Origin of the sequence: Brevibacterium ravenspurgense (genome assembly GCF_001584615.1) — a bacterium.
Taxonomy (GTDB): Bacteria; Actinomycetota; Actinomycetes; order Actinomycetales; family Brevibacteriaceae; genus Brevibacterium; species Brevibacterium ravenspurgense.
Genome location: NZ_LQQC01000010.1, coordinates 75,006 through 94,659, shown reverse-complemented (window position 1 = coordinate 94,659; position 19,654 = coordinate 75,006). Strand labels below are relative to the sequence as shown.

At 62.1% G+C, this 19,654-nt stretch carries 14 protein-coding genes; 5 read left to right on the top strand and 9 right to left on the bottom strand.

Features of this window, described 5'->3' with window-relative positions:
* Positions 1-8: 8 nt before the first annotated feature.
* Both Bravens_RS04940 and Bravens_RS04935 read right to left on the bottom strand, forming a co-directional pair.
* Positions 9-1,580, bottom strand: coding sequence for a cytochrome ubiquinol oxidase subunit I (locus Bravens_RS04940; protein WP_061941256.1), 1,572 nt, complete (start codon positions 1,578-1,580; stop codon positions 9-11).
* A gap of 167 nt (positions 1,581-1,747) precedes the next feature.
* Positions 1,748-3,859, bottom strand: coding sequence for a DNA gyrase/topoisomerase IV subunit B (locus Bravens_RS04935; RefSeq protein ID WP_082784650.1), 2,112 nt, complete (start codon positions 3,857-3,859; stop codon positions 1,748-1,750).
* A gap of 99 nt (positions 3,860-3,958) precedes the next feature.
* Here Bravens_RS04935 and Bravens_RS04930 point away from each other — a divergent pair, with 99 nt between their 5' ends.
* Both Bravens_RS04930 and Bravens_RS04925 read left to right on the top strand, forming a co-directional pair.
* Positions 3,959-4,765 carry an N-acetylmuramoyl-L-alanine amidase gene (locus Bravens_RS04930; protein ID WP_062020867.1) on the top strand — a complete coding sequence of 269 codons (807 nt, stop codon included), beginning with the start codon at positions 3,959-3,961 and terminating at the stop codon, positions 4,763-4,765.
* 31 nt (positions 4,766-4,796) lie between these two features.
* Positions 4,797-5,567, top strand: a complete 771-nt coding sequence (locus tag Bravens_RS04925; RefSeq protein WP_157452708.1) for a VOC family protein — start codon at positions 4,797-4,799, stop codon at positions 5,565-5,567.
* 121 nt (positions 5,568-5,688) lie between these two features.
* On the opposite strand, the gene Bravens_RS04920 is transcribed toward Bravens_RS04925, so the two are convergent.
* Both Bravens_RS04920 and Bravens_RS04915 read right to left on the bottom strand, forming a co-directional pair.
* On the bottom strand, positions 5,689-7,362 hold the full coding sequence (locus Bravens_RS04920) for an RNA polymerase sigma factor (protein WP_062020863.1): 1,674 nt from the start codon (positions 7,360-7,362) through the stop codon (positions 5,689-5,691).
* A gap of 165 nt (positions 7,363-7,527) precedes the next feature.
* A complete protein-coding gene (locus tag Bravens_RS04915; protein WP_062020860.1) occupies positions 7,528-8,637 on the bottom strand; it encodes a DUF4192 family protein in 1,110 nt (369 codons plus the stop codon).
* 117 nt (positions 8,638-8,754) lie between these two features.
* Here Bravens_RS04915 and Bravens_RS04910 point away from each other — a divergent pair, with 117 nt between their 5' ends.
* The 3 genes from Bravens_RS04910 to Bravens_RS04900 all read left to right on the top strand — a co-directional run bounded on the left by Bravens_RS04910 (position 8,755) and on the right by Bravens_RS04900 (position 12,613).
* The gene (locus Bravens_RS04910; RefSeq protein WP_062020858.1) at positions 8,755-9,552 is read left to right on the top strand and encodes a spermidine synthase; all 798 of its coding nucleotides are present in this window, start codon (positions 8,755-8,757) and stop codon (positions 9,550-9,552) included.
* Between the two features lie 72 nt (positions 9,553-9,624).
* A complete protein-coding gene (locus tag Bravens_RS04905; protein ID WP_062020855.1) occupies positions 9,625-11,823 on the top strand; it encodes a HelD family protein in 2,199 nt (732 codons plus the stop codon).
* 94 nt (positions 11,824-11,917) lie between these two features.
* On the top strand, positions 11,918-12,613 hold the full coding sequence (locus Bravens_RS04900) for an 8-oxoguanine DNA glycosylase OGG fold protein (protein WP_061941270.1): 696 nt from the start codon (positions 11,918-11,920) through the stop codon (positions 12,611-12,613).
* Positions 12,614-12,756: 143 nt separating this feature from the next.
* Here Bravens_RS04900 and nrdR read toward each other — a convergent pair whose 3' ends face one another.
* From nrdR to Bravens_RS04875, 5 genes are all read right to left on the bottom strand, one after another.
* Positions 12,757-13,230 carry a transcriptional regulator NrdR gene (gene nrdR / locus Bravens_RS04895; protein WP_061941272.1) on the bottom strand — a complete coding sequence of 158 codons (474 nt, stop codon included), beginning with the start codon at positions 13,228-13,230 and terminating at the stop codon, positions 12,757-12,759.
* The gene (hisD, locus tag Bravens_RS04890; protein WP_082791042.1) at positions 13,230-14,543 is read right to left on the bottom strand and encodes a histidinol dehydrogenase; all 1,314 of its coding nucleotides are present in this window, start codon (positions 14,541-14,543) and stop codon (positions 13,230-13,232) included. The genes nrdR and hisD overlap by 1 nt, the downstream gene beginning before the upstream one ends.
* A gap of 79 nt (positions 14,544-14,622) precedes the next feature.
* Entirely contained in the window at positions 14,623-18,129 is a 3,507-nt protein-coding gene (gene dnaE / locus Bravens_RS04885; RefSeq protein ID WP_062022252.1) for a DNA polymerase III subunit alpha, read from the bottom strand.
* A 59-nt stretch (positions 18,130-18,188) separates the two neighbouring features.
* Positions 18,189-19,121: an RluA family pseudouridine synthase gene (locus Bravens_RS04880; RefSeq protein WP_062020853.1), complete on the bottom strand. Its 933-nt coding sequence runs from the start codon at positions 19,119-19,121 to the stop codon at positions 18,189-18,191.
* Positions 19,114-19,617 (bottom strand): signal peptidase II, encoded by a 504-nt coding sequence (locus Bravens_RS04875; RefSeq protein ID WP_062020850.1) that lies wholly within the window; start codon positions 19,615-19,617, stop codon positions 19,114-19,116. The genes Bravens_RS04880 and Bravens_RS04875 overlap by 8 nt, the downstream gene beginning before the upstream one ends.
* Positions 19,618-19,654: the final 37 nt, after the last annotated feature.

Below are 19,654 nucleotides of genomic sequence, written 5' to 3'. Positions count from 1 at the left end.
GCGTCTCCTTAGTAGGCGAACGACAGGACGTCGTCGTCTTCGTGTTCGGCGCTCGGCTTGCTTCCCGAAGTGTCGAGTTCGGGCATAGCAGCCGCGATGCCACCGCGGGCGTACTTGATGATGAGGATGAGCTCGACGACCATCAGACCGCCGTAGAGCAGGGTCAGGGCTACCAGGCTGAACAGCATGGCGCCGGCGGAAACGGACGGAGAGATCGCCGCGGCCGTGTAGAGCATGACCCCATCGACGCCGTCAGCACCCATATTGGGGGCCACAACGAACGGCTGGCGGCCCATTTCGGTGAACACCCATCCGGCCGAGTTGGCAACGAACGGTGCCGCGATGCCCCACAGCGACAGGTGTGCGAGGAACTTCGACTTCGGCACGGTTCCCTTGCGGGTGGCGAACAGTGCGTAGCCGGCGAAGATCGCTGCGAGAGCACCGAATCCGATCATGAAGCGGAAGCCCCAATAGGTGACGATCATCAGCGGCTGGTAGTCGATCTTCTGTCCCGCGTAGTCGCGGTACATGGGGTCATCCGGGATGACGCCGCCGAATTTCTCTTCGTATTCCGGCAGAAGCGTCTTCACGCCGGGGACTTCTTCCGTGAAGTTCGAGTGGACGAGGAAGGACAGCAGACCGGGAACCTCGATGAGGGTCTTCGTGTCGTCACAGTGGTTGGAGTCGGGGATGCCGATCGTCAGCACCGAGAACGAGGTGCCGTCGGAGCAGGCGGCTTCCGCTGAGGCCATCTTCATGGGCTGCTGTTCGTACATGAGCTTGGCCTGAATGTCACCGGTGATGGCAACCGCGACGAAAGCGATGACTGCGGCCCAACCGCCGATACGCAGCGACTTGAACCACACTTCGTGGTCTTTTTTGTCGCGGCCGGGCACAGCGGGGTTTTCGCCCACGACGACGCGGCCCTTCTCATCGACCGTGTCGATGCCGTCCCTGCGGCGGCGGTACAGGTGGTACCAGGCAATGCCGAGCATGAAGGCGGCACCGCAGGCGAGCGAACCTGCAAGCGTGTGGGTGTAGGCAGCGATTGCGGTGTTGTTCGTGAGAACTGCCCAGATGTTGGTCATGACGGGACGGCCGTCGACCATTTCAACGCCGACCGGGTGCTGCATCCAGGAGTTGGCGACGATAATGAAGTACGCCGAGATCCACGCACCGATAACAGCACACCACAGAACAGTCAGGTGTGCGCGCTTGGACAGTCGACCCCAGCCGAAGATCCACAGGCCGAGGAATGTCGATTCGAGGAAGAACGCGATGAGCGCTTCCATAGCCAGAGGAGCACCGAAGACGTCGCCGACGAACTTCGAGTATTCCGACCAGGCCATACCGAATTGGAATTCCTGGACGATGCCGGTGGCAACGCCCATGATGAAGTTGACGAGGAAGAGCTTGCCCCAGAACTTCGTTCCGCGCAGCCACTTTTCGTCACCTGTACGGGTGTACATCGTCTGGAAGATTGCAACCAGCAGACCCAAACCGAGGGTCAGCGGAACCATCCAGAAGTGATAGACCGTGGTGATGCCGAATTGCCACCTGCCGATGAGCACCGGATCCACAATCGCCTCCTTGTTCGGCTTGGTCCGCCAGATGTGCACGCGCACGACGAACCGGTCATTATTATGCCGGTTCTAGACTACCGGCAGGGAACTTTCTGTGAGCACGCTGAGCATGCGTGGTCACGGGTGTCTCAGAATTCAGAATGGGCTGTTGAAGGCCCTGCTGATCAGGCGTCGATCTTCTCGGAATCCATGACGTCGGCACCGGACACGATGAATTCGCGGCGCGGGGCAACCTCAGATCCCATGAGCAGGTTGAACGTGGTCTCGGCAGCGCCGGCATCGTCCATCGTGACACGGCGAAGAAGCCGATGCGCGGGATCCATCGTCGTTTCGGCAAGCTGGTCGGCATCCATTTCGCCGAGCCCCTTGTAGCGCTGCGGCGGCTTGTAGGCTTTGCCGCGCCGATCGAGCTTCTTCAGCTCACGGTGAAGCTCAGCTTCCGAATAGGTGTAGATGACGTCATTGGCTTTGCCGCGGTTGATGACTTCAATGCGGTGCAGCGGCGGCACTGCGGCAAACACGCGGCCAGCTTGGACCAGCGGACGCATGTAGCGGAAGAACAGCGTCAGCAGCAGGGTCCGAATGTGGGCGCCGTCAACATCCGCGTCGGTCATGATGATGACCTTGCCGTAGCGGGCAGCCTCCAGGTCGAAGCTGCGACCGGAACCGGCGCCGATCACCTGGGTCAGCGCCGCACACTCGGCATTCGCCAACATGTCCGACACACTTGCTTTCTGCACGTTGAGGATCTTGCCGCGAATGGGGAACAGCGCCTGGTGTTCAGAGTTCCTGGCAGCCTTTGCGGTTCCCATCGCCGAATCGCCTTCGACGATGAACAGCTCGGTGCTGTCACCGTCGCTGATGCGGCAGTCGTAGAGCTTGGCGGGCAGAGCCGAGGATTCGAGGGCGTTTTTGCGTCGCTGGTTGTCGCGATGCGTGCGCGCGGAGATGCGCGATTTCATTTCCGCGACAACCTTTTCCAAAAGCGCGTTCGCCTGAGCCTTTTCCTGGCGTTTGCTTGCCTCAAGACGTTCAGTCAGGCCATCTTCGACGACTTTGCTGACAATCTGACGGACCGCGGGCGTTCCAAGAACCTCTTTTGTCTGTCCTTCGAACTGCGGTTCGGCAAGCTTGACGGTGACGACAGCCGTCAGCCCGGCCAGGACGTCCTCTTTATCGAGTTTGTCCTTGCCGACTTTGAGTTTGCGGGCATTGGCTTCAACTGCTTTGCGGACCGTCTTCACGAGGCCTGCTTCGAAGCCCGCCTGGTGGGTGCCGCCCTTAGGGGTGGCGATGATGTTGACGAAGCTCTTGATCCGAGTGTCGAAGCCAGTCCCCCAGCGCAGGGCGATGTCAACATCGACTTCCCTGTCGACATCGGTTGACACCATGTGGCCGGTCTTATCGAGGACTGGAACAGTTTCCGTGAAATCGCCCTTGCCGCTGAAGCGCCACACATCGGTGACAGCCGGGTCAAGCGCCAGATGATCGGCAAACGCGGAGATTCCACCGTCATAGCGGAACTCTTCTTCGCGACGTTCAATGACCTCGCCCGCTTCGTCGCGCGCAATGCCGCGTTCGTCGACGATTGTGATCTTCAGACCGGGAACGAGGAACGCGGTCTGCCGGGCACGGTCAACGAGCTTGTCGTATTCGAAGTCGGCGTCTTTCAGGAAGATCTGCGGGTCAGCCCAGTAGCGCACCCGCGTTCCGGTGACACCCCGCTTGGCCTTGCCGATGATCTCGAGCTTTTCACCCGGCTTGTTCTCAGTGAACGGACTTTCAGGGCTGGGGGCGCCGTCATCGGCGAAACGTCCGGGCCGACCCCGTCGGAATGACAGACGGTGGACCTTGGAAGCACGGGTGACTTCGACGTCCATACGTTCGGACAGCGCATTGACAACAGCACCGCCAACACCGTGCAGACCACCGACCGCAGCATAGGAACCGCCGCCGAACTTACCGCCGGCGTGCAGCTTCGTCATGACCAGTTCTACACCGCTCAGACCTGTCTTCGGTTCGATGTCAACGGGAATGCCGCGCGCACAGTCGTCCACCGCGACCGAGCCGTCAGGATAGAGAGTCACAGTGATCTCTTCTCCGTAGCCGGCCAGGGCTTCATCGACGGAATTGTCGATGATCTCCCACAGGCAGTGCATGAGACCGCGCGAATCAGTGGAGCCGATGTACATACCGGGCCGTTTGCGAACCGCGTCGAGCCCTTCCAGTACCTGGAGCTGCTGTGCGCCGTACTCTGCTTTGGCCGCCACTTCCACGTCCTTTCCCTCTGATGCCCTGCCATTGTAGGGCTCAGCCGGCGAAAGCCCGTGGATTTGCCCGCCGCCCTGTCATACCGGATGTGCTTCAATGTTCGTATGATTCTGCGCTCCCCCGCCCTTGCTGCCGCACTCTGTGCCCTCCTCCTGACCGGGTGCGCTGGCGGCACACCCGGGCCCGGCACCTCGTCAGCACCGGCGGCCCCGACCGCAGAGAGTGATGCGCCCTCGAGCACCCCGACAGAAGACGAGGACTCCCAGCCGCTGGCTGGACTGACGATCGCAGTCGACCCCGGCCACAACGGCGGCAACATGAAGAACGCCTCAAAGATCTCCCGGCAGGTCGATGACGGCCGCGGCGGAACAAAAGCGTGCAACACAACCGGAACAGCCACATCAGATGGCTTTGCCGAACACGAATTCAATTGGAAAGTTGCTGAGCATCTGCGCACATTGCTCGAAGACAAAGGTGCGAGCGTCATCATGTCGCGCAAAGACGACACCGGCATCGGTCCCTGCGTTGATGAGCGCGGGAAGTTCGCAGCCGAGGCGGACATCCTCGTCAGCATCCACGCCAACGGCTCCGAAAGCACCAAGCCGTTCGGCTTCGGCGCCATCATCGCACCGGACCGCGAACACGCTGAATCCAAGAAGCTGGCCACCAGCCTTGTGAAAGGCCTCAAAGATGCGGACTTCCGCGCCAACCCCAGCTATGGCAAGAAGACCATCATCGAGCGCACAGATCTCGGCGGTCTCAATCACGCCACGGTGCCAGCCGTGCTCATGGAGATGGGCGAAATGCGCAACCCGGAAGAAGCAAAGACCATGAAGACGGATTCCGGCCGCAAGCGCTACGCCGAGGGGCTGGCTGCCGGCATTGAAGACTACTTCAAGGGCCGCGGCTGACCACGACAGCTTTACCTGCGACAATGGCCGGGTGACTGACTACACTGCTCAATCTGCTCAACCCGTCTGGTTGGAGCTCAGCTCCCCGCAGTCGGATGTTTCCACTAAGTTCTACAGCGAACTCTTCGGCTGGGAGTTCAGCGGCGCAGGCCCCCTTGGCCTTGGTTCGCAGGCGCTGCTCGGCGGACGCGCCGCCGCAGGCATCAGCCCACAGCCGCCGCAGGCGCCGGAAGGCCAGCCTGGCTTTTGGTCTGTCTACTTCCGCGCTGAATCGCTCGACACCTTCCTCACCGCTGTTGATGCAGGCGGCGGACAGGCAATGACGGTCGTTCCCGAATTCGATGGTGAAGCATCGGTTGCGCTTGTCTCGGACTCCGGCGGCACGGCATTCGGCGCGCTGACCTTTGACGATTCCCGCGGACTGGGAACAGTGGGCGAACTCGGTGCGGCCGTCTACTTCGAGCTGCACACTCACTCCCCTGAAAAGGCGGACTTCTACTCTGAGGTGTTCGGCTGGACCACGAGCACCGGACCGTCCACCATCCGCGAAGAAGCCCAGCTGTTCACCATGCCGGGTGATGTTGATCTGACGGCCGCTGTCGTGGACCTTTCCGGCACGCAGATCCCCTCGCACTGGGAAGCGTTCTACATGGTTGAAGATGTCGAGGTCTTTGCCCAGAAGGTGCCCGAACTCGGCGGCGCCCTGCTGGTCAAGCCGACCGACACTCCCCGCGGACGCGTCGCCAAGTTCATCGACCCGCACAATGCGGCTTTCGGCATCATCGAACCCAACTGGCTGTAAGCCTTCCGCTTCAGCTCTGGGCGGCTGCAGGTCTTTCTGACTGAAACTTCGCAGATAAGAGAGCAGGCCCGGCCCCGTTTGACGGGGTCGGGCCTGATCGTCTCTGCGGCTGTTCCGCGTATCAGTCGAGGTAGTCGCGCAGCACCTGGGAGCGCGAGGGGTGGCGCAGCTTCGCCATGGTCTTCGATTCGATCTGACGGATGCGTTCGCGGGTCACGCCGTACACCTTGCCGATTTCGTCAAGGGTCTTCGGCTGGCCGTCGTTGAGTCCGAACCGCATCGAGACCACACCGGCTTCGCGTTCCGACAGGGTGTCAAGCACCGAGTGGAGCTGTTCCTGCAGCAGAGTGAAGCTCACGGAGTCAGCGGGTACAACGGCTTCGGAGTCTTCGATGAGGTCACCGAATTCGGAATCGCCGTCTTCGCCCAGCGGGGTGTGCAGTGAAATGGGCTCGCGGCCGTACTTCTGCACTTCGACAACGCGTTCGGGCGTCATGTCGAGTTCCTTGGCGAGCTCTTCCGGGGTGGGTTCGCGGCCCAGGTCCTGCAGCATCTGACGCTGCACGCGGGCCAGCTTGTTGATGACTTCCACCATGTGCACCGGGATGCGGATGGTGCGTGCCTGGTCGGCCATGGCACGGGTGATTGCCTGGCGGATCCACCACGTGGCGTAGGTGGAGAATTTGAAGCCCTTCGTGTAGTCGAACTTTTCGACCGCGCGAATCAGACCGAGGTTGCCTTCCTGGATGAGGTCGAGGAACAGCATGCCGCGGCCGGTGTAGCGCTTGGCCAGCGAGACAACCAGACGAAGGTTGGCCTCCAGCAGGTGGTTCTTCGCGATGCGGCCGTCGTGGATGATCCACTTGTAGTCGCGCTGGTCGCGAGCTTCTTTGACTTCGCCGTTGTTCAGCAGGTGCTCGGCGTACATCCCGGCTTCGATCCGCTTGGCGAGGTCAACTTCCTCTGCCGCGTTGAGCAGTGCCACGCGGCCGATCTGCTTGAGGTAGTCCTTGACCGGGTCTGCTGTCGCGCCCGCGCTGACAACCTGCACCGTGGGCTGGTCGTCATCATCAGCGTCAGAAACGACGAAGCCGCCTGCTTCTTTGACTTCTTCGTCTTTCTTTTCTTCTTCGGCGTTGCGGGTTTCGGTTGCTTCGGCGTCGTCGGTCTCTTCCGGTTCTTCCGGGGTTTCGACGTCTTCGATGAGCTCGTCGTCCTTCTTCTTGCGAGTCGACTTCTTCGCCGCGGGCTTTTCAGCCGGCTTCTTGGCAGCGGTCTTCTTCGCCGCTGTTGTCGTTGTGGTTTCTTCGACTTCCGGTGTTTCCTCGACCGCAGTCTTCCTGGCAGCGGTGGACTTCTTCGCCGCGGCGGTCGACTTCTTCGCAGCCGTGGACTTCGCGGTCGTCTTCTTAGCGGTGCTCGACTTAGCCGCAGTGGACTTTGCCGCCGTGGTCTTCTTCGCAGCCGTGGACTTCGCGGCTGTTGTCTTCTTAGCGGTGCTCGACTTAGCCGCAGTGGACTTAGCCGCCGTGGTCTTCTTCGCAGCCGTGGACTTGGCGGTGCTTGACTTGGCGGCCGCGGACTTCTTCGCAGCCGTGGTCGACTTCGCAGCCGTCGACTTCGCAGCTGTGGTCTTCTTAGCTGCAGCCGCCTTTGTTCCAGTCGACTTCGACTTCGCTGTCGTCGCGGTGCTCTTCTTGGCGGTGGTCTTGGACGCGGGCTTCTTCGCCGTCGTCTTCTTGGCAGCCGAGTCGTCTGCGCTGGTCTTCGTGGAGTCCTTGGGTGCGGTCGGCACGGTTCACCTTTCACTGCGTCTGCGGTGCCTTGAGTCTTCATGGCACTAGTAAGACCCAAGTCAAGTCTTCACACGCGGCCTGCCGTGCTCAAGCTGGGCTTAAGCTGGCTGCTCCGGATGCTGGGACCTACCGGGTCAACACTTTATCTTCTCACGGTATTCCGCTCAGACCCAATCGACTTCGTCAAACCGCTCGTGTCGCAGCCAGCCGGGCAGCACCGCCTGTTCGGCCGCGGCCGCCTGCAGCCGTGCCAGCGAGTGCTCTGAATCCAGGTGAAGAGCCGCTGCAGCGTAGTAGTCCGAGAACGACAAACGCCCCCTGACCCATTCCAGCCATGCGAGAACCGCGAGCGCATCAGGCAGAGCCTCACTCGAGGCGTAGGCCGCAATCATCTTCATGACTTCACACCCCAGCTGCAGCCGGCGCATATCGGGCAGCGCCGCACTGTAGCCCACGCACTCGCTCATGTACTCGGGATGAACAAACTCTTCCAACAGCCAACCTTCCGTATGCTCGTCACACTCTGCTGGCAGTTCGGCCGGCCGCAGTCCGGGATTCTGAAAAACCATGAGGAGCATGACCAGGTCCCGCCTGCGCGGATTGGTCAGCATGGCCTCAGCCGCGTTGAGTGCCTGTGGCGAGAATGTCCGGGCGCACTCTTCTGGCGCGACGCCTTCCGCGTGCAGGCTCTCCACCTTTGCCAGAGCGTCGGCCAGCTTCGGGAACGGCACTGTTGGTGTCCCGAAGAACTCTTTGGCCCGTACGATTTCGAGCTCTGGGGTTGGCAGTGCAGCCGCTTCCGCGATGCCAGCCGGGCGGCTGTTTTCCGTGTTGCACTGGCGCACATCACGCGGAGCGGCAAAATCACCGCACAGTTCACCCGCGGACCACACGGGCCGCCCCACGTCATAGCCGGAGTCGACCAGCAGATCGCAGACCGCGTAGATGCCGTCGCGGTGCACTTTCCACGACTGCGCCTCTATCGGCCCGCCCAATCCGAGAATGTCGTAGAGGTCATCACAGAAAACGACTGGCAGCACGGTTTTCACGCTGCCAAGACCGTGCACGAGGTCCACAACGTCTCCTGCGGATCCATCGGCGAAGCCCAGTGCGGCGGCTGTGCTGTAGTCGATGCGGAGCACGCCCAGGCCGGGTCCTTCTGTGTTGGGATCCATGATGCCCAGGAGGACCAGCGAATCCTCCGGTCTATAGCCGAGCATGTCCACTGCGGTTTCAATAATGTCTTCCGGTGTTCTGATGGTGATCTTCTTCATGCCAGAAGTGTTTTCCACTCACCTCCGCAGTTAAAACAGGTGGCGGGAGGCTGTGGACAGAGGCCAAGTTGTGCACAGGCTGGCGAACCTGAGTGCGAGCCTCCCTAGACTGACGGCATGGGCAGACAACGACGATCCGCTGAGCGCGAAGTAGACATCGACACGGGCACAGCTGTGCTTGAGGCCGTTGCCGGCGAACCCGACTCATACGTCCTGTGGGTCAACGGGGTCCCGTCGTCGTGCGTCACCCTGTCCGATCCCCTGCGGCTGGATTTCGAGTACCTCGATTGGATGTCGAGGATCGTCCGGGTGCGCCACGATGACGCCAATGGGCGCGGAACACCCCTGAGAGCAGTTCATATCGGGGCCGGAGGCTGCAGTCTGCCCCGCTGGATTGACGCGCACTGTCCCGGTTCTAAGCAGACAGCCATCGACATCGATGCCGCCCTGCTGGACAAAGTCCGGGAGTGGTTCGACCTGCCGAAGAAGCCCCGGCTGGCGCTGCGCGCGGGTGACGGCGCACGTGAAATCCACACCTTCCGGACCGGCAGCCTCGACGTGCTTGTCCGCGACGCCTTCGCCGGAAGCGAAACTCCGGCGCCCTTGGCAACACGCGAGTTCTTCGACCAGTGCGCGAACGTACTGGCCCCCAGCGGCACTTTCCTGCTCAATATCGCGGCAGCTCCACCTCATGAGCGGCTGAAAGGCGAACTGCGCTTACTGCAGCAGTCTTTTCCCTACGTCGCCCTGGCAATCGACCCGGGCAACATGCGCGGTCGCCGCTACGGCAACGCGGTCGGAATCGCCGCCCACACCCCACCCGAACCCGGCATCGTGGCCCGCGCCCTGCGCGGTGGGCCGGCAGTTGCCCGCGTCCTCGAGGGCACACAGCTGACAGCTTTCACCGGCCGTTGAATCCCGGCCCACCCCAGTGCGTGCGCGCGGGCGCGGCCACGGCATAATTGAATGCCGATCGGAGGGAGAACGGTGCCGGAAAACAGCGAAATCCAGCGGGAACAGACATACGTTTCCCGCGTCTATGAGCGCTTGGACAGCCTGCGCGAAGCAACGCACAGCAAACTCAGCGCCGTTCGGGCATCCAAAGTCGGCGGCAACCACCAAAACCGCTCAGAGCGCGATGCCTTCGCCACCATGTACGAAGACCAGCTGCTGCGCCTGCGCGAAGCTGAAACCGGCCTGTGCTTCGGCAGGCTCGACATGGCTGATGACAAGACCACCTACATCGGGCGCATCGGCATTTCAGATTCCGACCAGACTCAGCTGCTCATGGACTGGCGAGCACCCGCATCCGAACCGTTCTACCGGGCCACCGCAGCCAACCCCACCGGCGTCATCCGCAGAAGGCACATCGCCACACGAGGGCGCACCGTCATCGGCCTGGAAGACGACGTCCTGGACCTCAATGCGCTGACCGCCGCCGAACGCGACGACCTGCACGGCGAAGGCGCGCTCATGGCAGCACTCGAAAGCCACCGCACGGGACGCATGGGCGATATCGTCGCGACAATTCAGGCAGAACAGGACGAAATCATCCGCCGCCCCGCCGACCAAACGGTTGTCGTCCAGGGTGGACCCGGCACCGGGAAGACCGCGGTGGCCCTGCACCGCGCCGCATACCTCCTGTACAGGCAGCGCACCAAAATCGCCGGTTCGGGTGTGCTCATCGTCGGCCCCACGCCGGTTTTCCTCAAGTACATCGAACAGGTGCTGCCCAGCCTCGGCGAAACCGGCGCTGTTCTTCTGACCCCCGGCCAGTTGCTGCCCGGCTACGAGGCCAGTCTGCACGACGGGCCGAAAACCGCCGCCGTCAAGGGCAGCCTGCGGATGGTCGACGTCATCAAGCGCGCTGTGCGCGGCTACCAGCGGGTGCCCGACAGCGACCAAGAGCTCGCCGTCGGTGCGCAGCGGGTCACTCTCAAACGCAAGGCCGTGCGCAAGGCGATCAAGAACGCGCAGCGCTCGGGCAAGCCCCACAACGCGGCGCGCGAAGGCTTTGTCCAGCAGATCCTCGACGAACTCGTCGAACAGCTGCTGCAGAACTCACCCCTGGCCGGCATGGATGATCCGCGCGGCCACCACATGGCCGACCTGCGCATGTCGACGGATGTGCGCCGAGCCATCAACCTGTGCTGGTTGCCTGTCAGCGCTGGTCGCGTGCTGAGCGACCTGTACACGAAGCCGGCGAAACTCGTTGCCGCCTGCGATGGCCTGCTGTCCTACGAGGAAATGGCTCGCCTGCGCCGCGGCAAGAACGAGCCGATCACGGTTGAGGACATTCCGCTGCTCGACGAACTCGAGGAGCTGCTGGGCACGGCTGAGGCGCGCCCGCGAACGAACGCAGAAACGGAGTACGCGCAGGCTGTCAACGACATGATGGGCACGTCAGATTTCGTGTCTGCTGAGGTGCTCGCACAGCGCTTTTCCGATGGCGGCGATCATCGTCCGCTGGCAGAGCGCGCCGCGGAGGATCGCGAGTGGACCTACGGACATCTGGTTGTCGACGAAGCTCAGGAGCTCAGCCCCATGCAGCTGCGCCTGCTGTTCAGGCGGGTGCCGAGCAAGTCCGCCACGATTGTCGGCGACCTCGCTCAAGCCAGTCTGACGGATGCCGCGCGCACGTGGGAGAGTGTGCTCTCCCCGCACGTGGGTTCCCGCCTGTCGCTGACCGAGCTGACGGTCTCCTACCGAACCCCCGCTTCGATCCTGGAACCGGCGAACGCTCTGCTGCGCACGCACTTCCCCAACCTCGAAGTGCCCACACCGGTTCGCGATGGTGACACGGCTCCCGCGGTGTCCCGGCTTTCCTCTGACGAGGTGCCGCCGGCGGCCGCTGTCTGGGCGGCCGGACAGCTGCGAGAGTTGGGAGGCGGTCGGGCCGCGGTCATCGGCACCTCGGCACAGCTGCGGGAAGCTGCACAGGCGTTGGAGGAGGCTGGCGTCGAGTACGGCATCGGCACGTCCGGCATCGACTTCCCCATTGCCCTGCTGCAGCCCCATCAGGCAAAAGGCCTGGAGTTCGATGCTGTCGCCCTCGTCGAGCCGGCTGACTTCGCACCCGCCGGGGATTCGGCTGCCGTGGGCGATCTCTATGTTGCGCTCACCCGCGCAACAGCGCGTCTTGGCGTGTTTGAGAGCAGGGATTCGCTCGTCACCGCCTGGCTGTAAGAACAGTCCGCGGAAAGCGCCGCCGGCGGCGTGGTCTCGCTGTGTCAGTGCCTCGTGTAAGAGTGTCGGCACGAGCAGCAGAAAAGAGGCCATCATGTCATTTCCATCACCCCTGGAACTCTGCCGCGAACTGGGCACTCCCCACGGCAGCGAATCAACCGATGAAATTGAATTCTGTCCGCAGCATTTCGCCCAGTGGTGGCCGGAGGACTGCCCGCTGCCGGAAGTTCTGCACTCCGACGGCTGGAACGGCAGAGCGCGCATTTCGCGCGGTCAGCTGTTTGCGCTGGGCCGCGGCGTGAGCACCGCTGAGGATGCCGTGGAGTTCTTCGCCGCAGCGGCCGCCTACGGCAGCGGCACACAGGCCCGCAGCGTCTATCGAGCGTGCCGCGCACCGGCAGTCGATGGCTTCGGTCAGGTTCTTGCCGATCTCGTCGACCGCGGGCGCGGGCTTACCGCCGCGGAAACATTTTCCCTGTGGAACGGCGCCGTACCGTTCATCGGACCGTCCACTTTCACCAAGCTCGCCTATTTCTCACAGCCGGAATGGTCTTTGGAAACAGCCGACAAGCCCATGATTCTCGACGGCCGCATACTGCGTGCCCTGGGCTCTTCGGGTGCCACGATTTCGTCACGGCTGTATCAGGACTATCTTGACGTTCTGGCTATGACAGCAGCCCTTGCCGATTGGCCAGAATCTGCGGTTGAAAGGCGATGGACGCACATGGGGCTGAAGCTGTTGGGGTCTCCGGCATCCGGCACTGACCGCGCACCGGCAGCTCTGCTGTAATCGCTGGTCAGGGCGCTGCTTGAGTGTTGAAGGGAAATAAAAACAGGCGGCACCGGCTTCCCCTCCGATACCGCCTGTTGCGACCACACTTAAGTGTGTGCCCTCATTTTATACACATGCACTGTGCGGGGCGCAAGTCACTGTCAGAATTCTTTCTCTGCAGCCCGTCCGTCGCGTTCGGCGCGCAGTGATTCAATGGCCTCTTCGAAGTCTTCGAGGCTTTCAAAGCCCTGGTACACACTGGCAAAGCGCAGGTAGGCCACCTGGTCGAGCTCGCGCAGCGGGCTCAGAATTGTCAGGCCCACTTCGTCCGCATCGATTTCAGCAACACCACGAGCACGGATTGCCTCTTCGACCGTCTGGGCGAGCTTGGCGAGGTCGTCTTCTTCGACCGGACGGCCCTGGCAGGCTTTGCGCACACCGGAAATCACCTTGGAACGGGAAAACTCCTCGGTCACACCCGAACGTTTGATGACAGACAGGCTGGTGGCCTCCATTGTGGTGAAACGGCGGCCGCACGCGGTGCACTGCCGGCGCCTGCGGATCGAGGCGCCGTCTTCGGCAGTCCGCGAATCCACGACGCGCGAATCAGCATTACGACAGAAAGGACAGTGCATCAGCCCTCCATCCGAATCTGCACGGCTGCACCGTGCGCGGGCAGGTCTTCCACTCGGCTGAACGCGCTGATGTGACCGGCAACGGCCTCCAGCGCCTCCTTCGAGTAGCTGATCACCTGACTGCCCTTCATAAACGACATGGTGCCCAGCGCGGAGGCAAAAGCTGCCGAACCGACAGTGGGAAGAACGTGGTTAGAGCCGGAGCAATAGTCCCCCAGAGCCACGGGAGAATAATCGCCGATGAAAACCGAACCTCCGTTGACGATTCCACGCGCGGCTTCCTCTGCGCCGTCGCCGTGAACTTCAACGTGTTCGCCCGCATAGGCGTTTGCCACGGCAATCGCGTCGTCCTTAGAGGACACCAGGATCGTGCCGGACTGTTCGCCCCGCAGAGCCTGTTCGACACGCTCACGGTGTGGGGTTTTCGCCGTCTGTTCGGCAAGAGCCGCATCGACGGCATCAGCGAAGTCTTCGCTGTCGGTCACCAGAACCGAAGCGGCAAGGGGGTCGTGCTCCGCTTGGCTCAGAAGGTCAGCCGCAACAAAGTCGGGGCGTGAACCGCTCAAGGCTACAACGATGATCTCGGTGGGACCGGCAACAGCGTCAATGCCCACAACATCGCGCACTTCGGCCTTTGCCGCAGCGACAAAGGCGTTGCCCGGACCGGTGATGAGATCCACTGGCTCAAGGTCTTCCCCATCAGAGAATCCGTACGCGAAAGCTCCGATCGCCTGGGCTCCGCCCATCGCCCACACTTCGGTCACTCCGAGCAGGTGGGCGGCCGCCATGACCGTGCGGTTGGGCAGACCGTCAGGGCCCGGAGGCGAAGCAATCGCCATCGACTTCACGCCGGCCGTCAAAGCCGGCACAGCGTTCATCAGCACAGTAGACGGGTACGCGGCCAGTCCCCCGGGAACATACAGGCCCACCCGCTCGACCGGCTGCCATCTGCTGGTGACGGTGCCGCCATGGGCGAAAGTCTGGGTGTCATCCGCCGGCAGCTGTCCAGCGGACACACGCTCCAGCCGAGCACGGGCTTCACGCAGAGCTGCTTCGACATCCGCGGGAAGATCGTCATAGGCCTTTTTCAGTTCGGCCTCGGGAACACGCACGCGCTCCAACCGCACACCGTCAAAGCGGTGGGTGAGGTCAACAACTGCTTCGCGCCCGCGTTCACGCACGTCGGCAAGCACCCCGGCTGCCGCACCCGCGGCGTGGGAAAAGCCCGCGTGGGCTCGCGGCACCGCGGTGCGAAGGGTGCGGCGGTCCATGTCTGTGTTGCGCAGATCGATGCGGCGAAGAAGTTCAGTCACACCGTTAGTCTACGGATCCCAGCGGAGCAGATTGTGCTGCACCCGCCTCGTGAGTCCAGCCAGAGAACACCAGCGGCTGTCAGCCCTGCAGACAGCGCGGGCCCAAAAGGGCCTTGAGGTCACCGAAGAGACTCGGGCCGCTGGTCACACTGCAGGAACTGTCCAAACGCATAAGGGTGGTGCGTCCAGGTTCCTTGATGGCCAGGCGCACCTCTGTGGCCCCACGGTTGGACCGCAGGATGTCACCGAGCTGGGTGACCAACTGTTCGCTCAGCAGCGAGTGCGGAACGGTGAGCACGAGGGGGCGGTCCTCGGGGTCAGTGACATCCGGAATCGTCATCGACTGGGCCATGAGCGACGTCGGCCGGTCATCCGACTGGCGGACCCGGCCGGTGATCGTCACCACCAGGTCGATGGCCAACAACGAGGCAACGGGTTCGTAGACGTCGCCGAAGAACATGATCTCCAGGCTCGCTTCCAAGTCCTCGACCGTGACAATGGCATAGGGCTTGCCAGAGTTCTTCGACACTTTGCGCTGCACCTGCGTGATGATGCCGCACACCGTCACACTCGAACCGTCGCGCACGTGGCTTTCAGGATCCAGCAGCTGCACAATCGACGTATCGGCTTCGCTCGCCAACACACCCTCGAGTCCGTTGAGCGGGTGATCCGACACGTACAGGCCGATCATTTCGCGCTCAAAGGCGAGCTTTTCCTTCTTGTCCCATTCGGGCCGGTCCGGCACGGGGACCGAGAATTCAGCTCCCTCGCCTTCACCCAAACCGGCAAACAGGTCGAACTGGCCGACAGCCTCCTGCCGTTTGACGCCGATGACCGAGTCCACAGCTTCCTCGTGGATCTCGACCAGAGCGCGCCTGGTTTCACCGAGAGAGTCAAAAGCGCCCGATTTGATGAGCGATTCCACCGTGCGCTTATTGCACACGTGGGAGGGCACTTTGTCCAGGAAATCCGAGAACGAGGTGAAGTCGTCCTTTTCAGCGCGGGCGTTGACGATTCCATCAACCACGTTGTCGCCCACATTGCGCACGGCCCCCATGCCGAAGCGAATGTCGTCGCCGACCGGGGTGAAGTTCAGCTGCGATTCGTTGACGTCCGGCGGCAGCACCGTAATGTGCATCTTCCGGCACTCGTTGAGGTAAAGGGCAAGCTTGTCCTTGTTGTCAGCAACCGAGGTCAGCAGCGCCGCCATGTACTCGGCCGGATAGTGCGCCTTGAGGTAGGCGGTCCAGTAGGACACCACACCGTAGGCGGCGGAGTGGGCCTTGTTGAACGCGTAGTCCGAGAACGGCAGCAAGATGTCCCACAGCGCCTGCGCAGCTTCTTTCGAGTAGCCGCGTTCCTTCATGCCGCCGAAGAAGCCCTCCTGCTGGGCATCCAGTTCGGCCTTTTTCTTCTTGCCCATAGCGCGGCGCAGAATATCTGCCTGACCGAGCGAATATCCGGCGACCTTCTGCGCGATCGCCATGACCTGCTCCTGGTAGATGATCAGGCCGTAGGTCGTGTCGAGGATCTCTGCCAGGGGTTCGGCAAGTTCCGGGTGGATTGGGGTGATCGGCTGGAGACCGTTTTTGCGCTTGGCGTAGTTGGTGTGTGAATCCGCGCCCATGGGGCCTGGGCGGTACAGGGCCAGGGTTGCCGAAATGTCTTCGAAGTTGTCCGGCTTCATCAGCCGCAGCAGACCTTGCAGTCCCCCGCCGTCCAGCTGGAAGACACCGAGGGTGTCCCCGCGGGCCAGAAGTTCGTAGGTCGCCCGGTCATCCAGTTCGAGGGTTTCCAGATCGAGGTCGAAGTCGCGGTTGACCTTGATGTTCTCAATCGCGTCCGAAATGATCGTCAGGTTCCGCAGCCCCAAGAAGTCCATCTTGATCAGTCCGAGGCCCTCGGCTGTCGGATAGTCGAACTGCGTGATGACCTGGCCGTCCTGAATACGGCGCATGATCGGGATGACGTCGATGATCGGCGCTGAAGACATGATGACGCCGGCGGCGTGCACACCCCACTGCCGTTTCAGCCCCTCCAGGCCAAGTGCTGTGTCGAAGACTTCGCGTGCTTCCGGATCGTTTTCGATGAACGTACGGAAGTCCCCGGCTTCCCCATAGCGAGGCGCCTTGGGGTTTTCGATATCGGCCAGGGGAATGTCCTTGGCCATGACGGCCGGCGGAAGCTCCTTTGTCAGCCGCTCCCCCAGCGAAAACGGCTTGCCGAGCACGCGCGCGGAGTCTTTCAGCGCCTGCTTGGTTTTGATGGTGCCGAAGGTGACGATCATCGAAACGTATTCGGAGCCGTATTTGCGGGTTACGTATTCGATGACCTCGCCGCGTCGACGGTCGTCGAAGTCGACGTCGAAGTCGGGCATCGACACGCGGTCGGGGTTGAGGAACCGTTCGAAGATCAGACCGTGTTCAAGCGGATTGAGGTCGGTGATGCGCAGGGCGTAGGCGACCATGGAGCCCGCACCGGAGCCTCGGCCGGGGCCTACGCGAATGCCGTTGTCCTTCGCCCAGTTGATGAAGTCGGCAACCACGAGGAAGTAGCCGGGGAATCCCATATTCGAGATGATTCCGAGCTCATAGTCCGCCTGCTTGCGCACATCGTCGGGAATGCCGTCGGGGAACCTGTAGTGCAGACCCTTGTCGACTTCCTTGTACAGCCAGGACTCTTCGTCTTCGCCGTCTGGTGTGGGGAACTTCGGCATGAAGTTCGCATTCGTGTCAAAAGACACATCACACATTTCGGCAATGCGCAGGGTGTTGTCGCAGGCCTCCGGCATTTCTTTGAACAGGGCCCGCATTTCGGCCGCGGACTTCAGGTAGTAGCCGGTGCCGGAGAACGCAAAACGCGAACCGCCCTGATCGTAGGTCGGTTCGATGAGCTTCGAACCGGATTGGATGGCCAGGAGCGCTTCGTGGGCTTTTGCGTCAGATTCGTGGGTGTAGTGGAGGTCGTTGGTTGCCACGAGCGGCAGGTCGAGGCGTTTGGCGATCTCGAGGAGGTCTTTGGACACGCGCTTTTCAATGCTGAGCCCGTGGTCCATGATTTCGCAGAAGAAGTTCTCTTTGCCGAAGATGTCTTGGAACTCCGCTGCGGCGGCAAGTGCCTCATCGAACTGACCGAGGCGCAGGCGCGTCTGCACTTCTCCGGAAGGGCATCCGGTTGTTGCGATGATGCCCTCGGAGTACTGCGACAGCAGTTCCCGGTCCAAACGGGGCCATTTGCCGAAAACCGAGTCAAGAGAAGCCATGGAGGCGGCTTTGAACAGGTTCGACATTCCTCGGTTGTCGCGTGCCCACATGGTCATGTGGGTGTACGCACCGCCGCCGGAGACGTCGTCGCCGCGCTGGGCTTCGTCAGTCCGCCATTTGACGCGGGTCTTGTCGTGCCGGGAGGTTCCCGGTGTCACATAGGCTTCCAGGCCGATGATCGGCTTGATTCCATTGGCGACAGCCTGCGAGTAGAAGTCGAACGCACCGAAAAGGTAGCCGTGATCGGTGATCGCAATCGAATCCATACCGCTGGCTTTGACAGCCTGCATGAGATCACTGAGGCGTGCCGCCCCGTCGAGCATCGAGTATTCGGTGTGAACGTGCAGGTGCGAAAAGCTATCAGCCACGGATTCTGCTCTCCTTACTCGCCGGCGGCAGCGCGCAGGTGGTCGAGCGCGTTCTGCAGATCAGCCGGGTACTGGGATTCGAATTCTACGTACTCCCCCGATTCGGGATGTACGAACCCCAGTCGCACGGCGTGCAGCCATTGCCGCTCAAGCCCCAGTCGTTGGGCCAAGACCGGGTCGGCTCCGTAGGGAAGGTCACCGCAGCACGGGTGTTTCGTAGCGGACATGTGCACGCGAATCTGGTGGGTGCGCCCGGTTTCCAAATCGATTTCGAGCAGACTGGCTGACCTAAAAGCTTCCAGCAGCGTGTAGTGGGTGATGGCGTGTTTGCCTTCTGACCGGACAGCGTACAGGCCGTCACGGCGCGGATGGCGTCCAATGGAGGCTTCAATTGTTCCGACCACGGGATCTGGCAGCCCCTGAACGAGCGCGTGGTAGGTCTTGTCGACTTCCCTCTGTTTGAAGGCCCGTTTGAGGACAGAGTAGGCGTGTTCGCCTTTTGCGACGACCATGACTCCCGAGGTGCCAACGTCAAGGCGGTGCACGATGCCCTGGCGTTCCGCGGCTCCGCTCGTGGCTATCTTGTGCCCGGCTGCCGCAAGACCGCCGATGACCGTCGGCCCTGACCAACCGGCTGCGGCATGGGCAGCGACGCCGATCGGTTTGTCTACGACGATGATGGCGGGGTCTTCGTAGAGGATCTTCATGCCGGGCACGGGATCAGCCACGATGCTCAGCGGCTTTTCCGGTTCTGGCATGATGACATCGACACGAGCTCCGCCGGTCACACGCGAAGACTTCTGGGCGAGAGCGCCGTCAATGTGCACTCCGCCCTCAGCCGCAATCTGGGCGGCTTTCGACCGTGACAGACCCAATAGCCTCGACAGTGCAGCGTCGATGCGTTCACCGTCAAGACCTTCGGGAATGAGAAAAGAGCGCTCAGTCATGGTTCTCCTGCGGTTGAGCCTGCGCTTCGTCCAGCGGGGTGCCCTTGAGTGCAGCCAGCATGAGAATTGCCGCCGCCCCGGTGATCGCGATGTCGGCAACATTGCACACGAAGAAATGCAGGTCAATGAAATCGACAACCGCGCCGTGGAAGAACCCGGGCGGTCGGAGCAGGCGGTCAAACAGGTTGCCCAGCAGGCCGCCCAGCAGAAGCCCGAGTCCAACCGCCCACAGCGGTGAGCGCAAACGGCGGGCCGCAATCACGATTGCAAAGAACACGGCAACGGCAATCGCGCTGAAAATCCACGTGCTCGATGCGCCCATGCCGAAGGCAGCACCGGGATTGCGCAGGAACGCGAATCCCACAAGGTCCCCGATGACTGCAATGCGCGGCTGGCCTTCGAGTGCCATGACTGCGATCGCCTTGGTCGCTTGGTCAAGTGCGAAGGCCAAGGCTGCGATGCCGGCCAACAGCAGACGTGCTGAGCGTCGAGTCACGGTTCTCCTGGGAAGCTGCGTTCAGGGATCGGATACA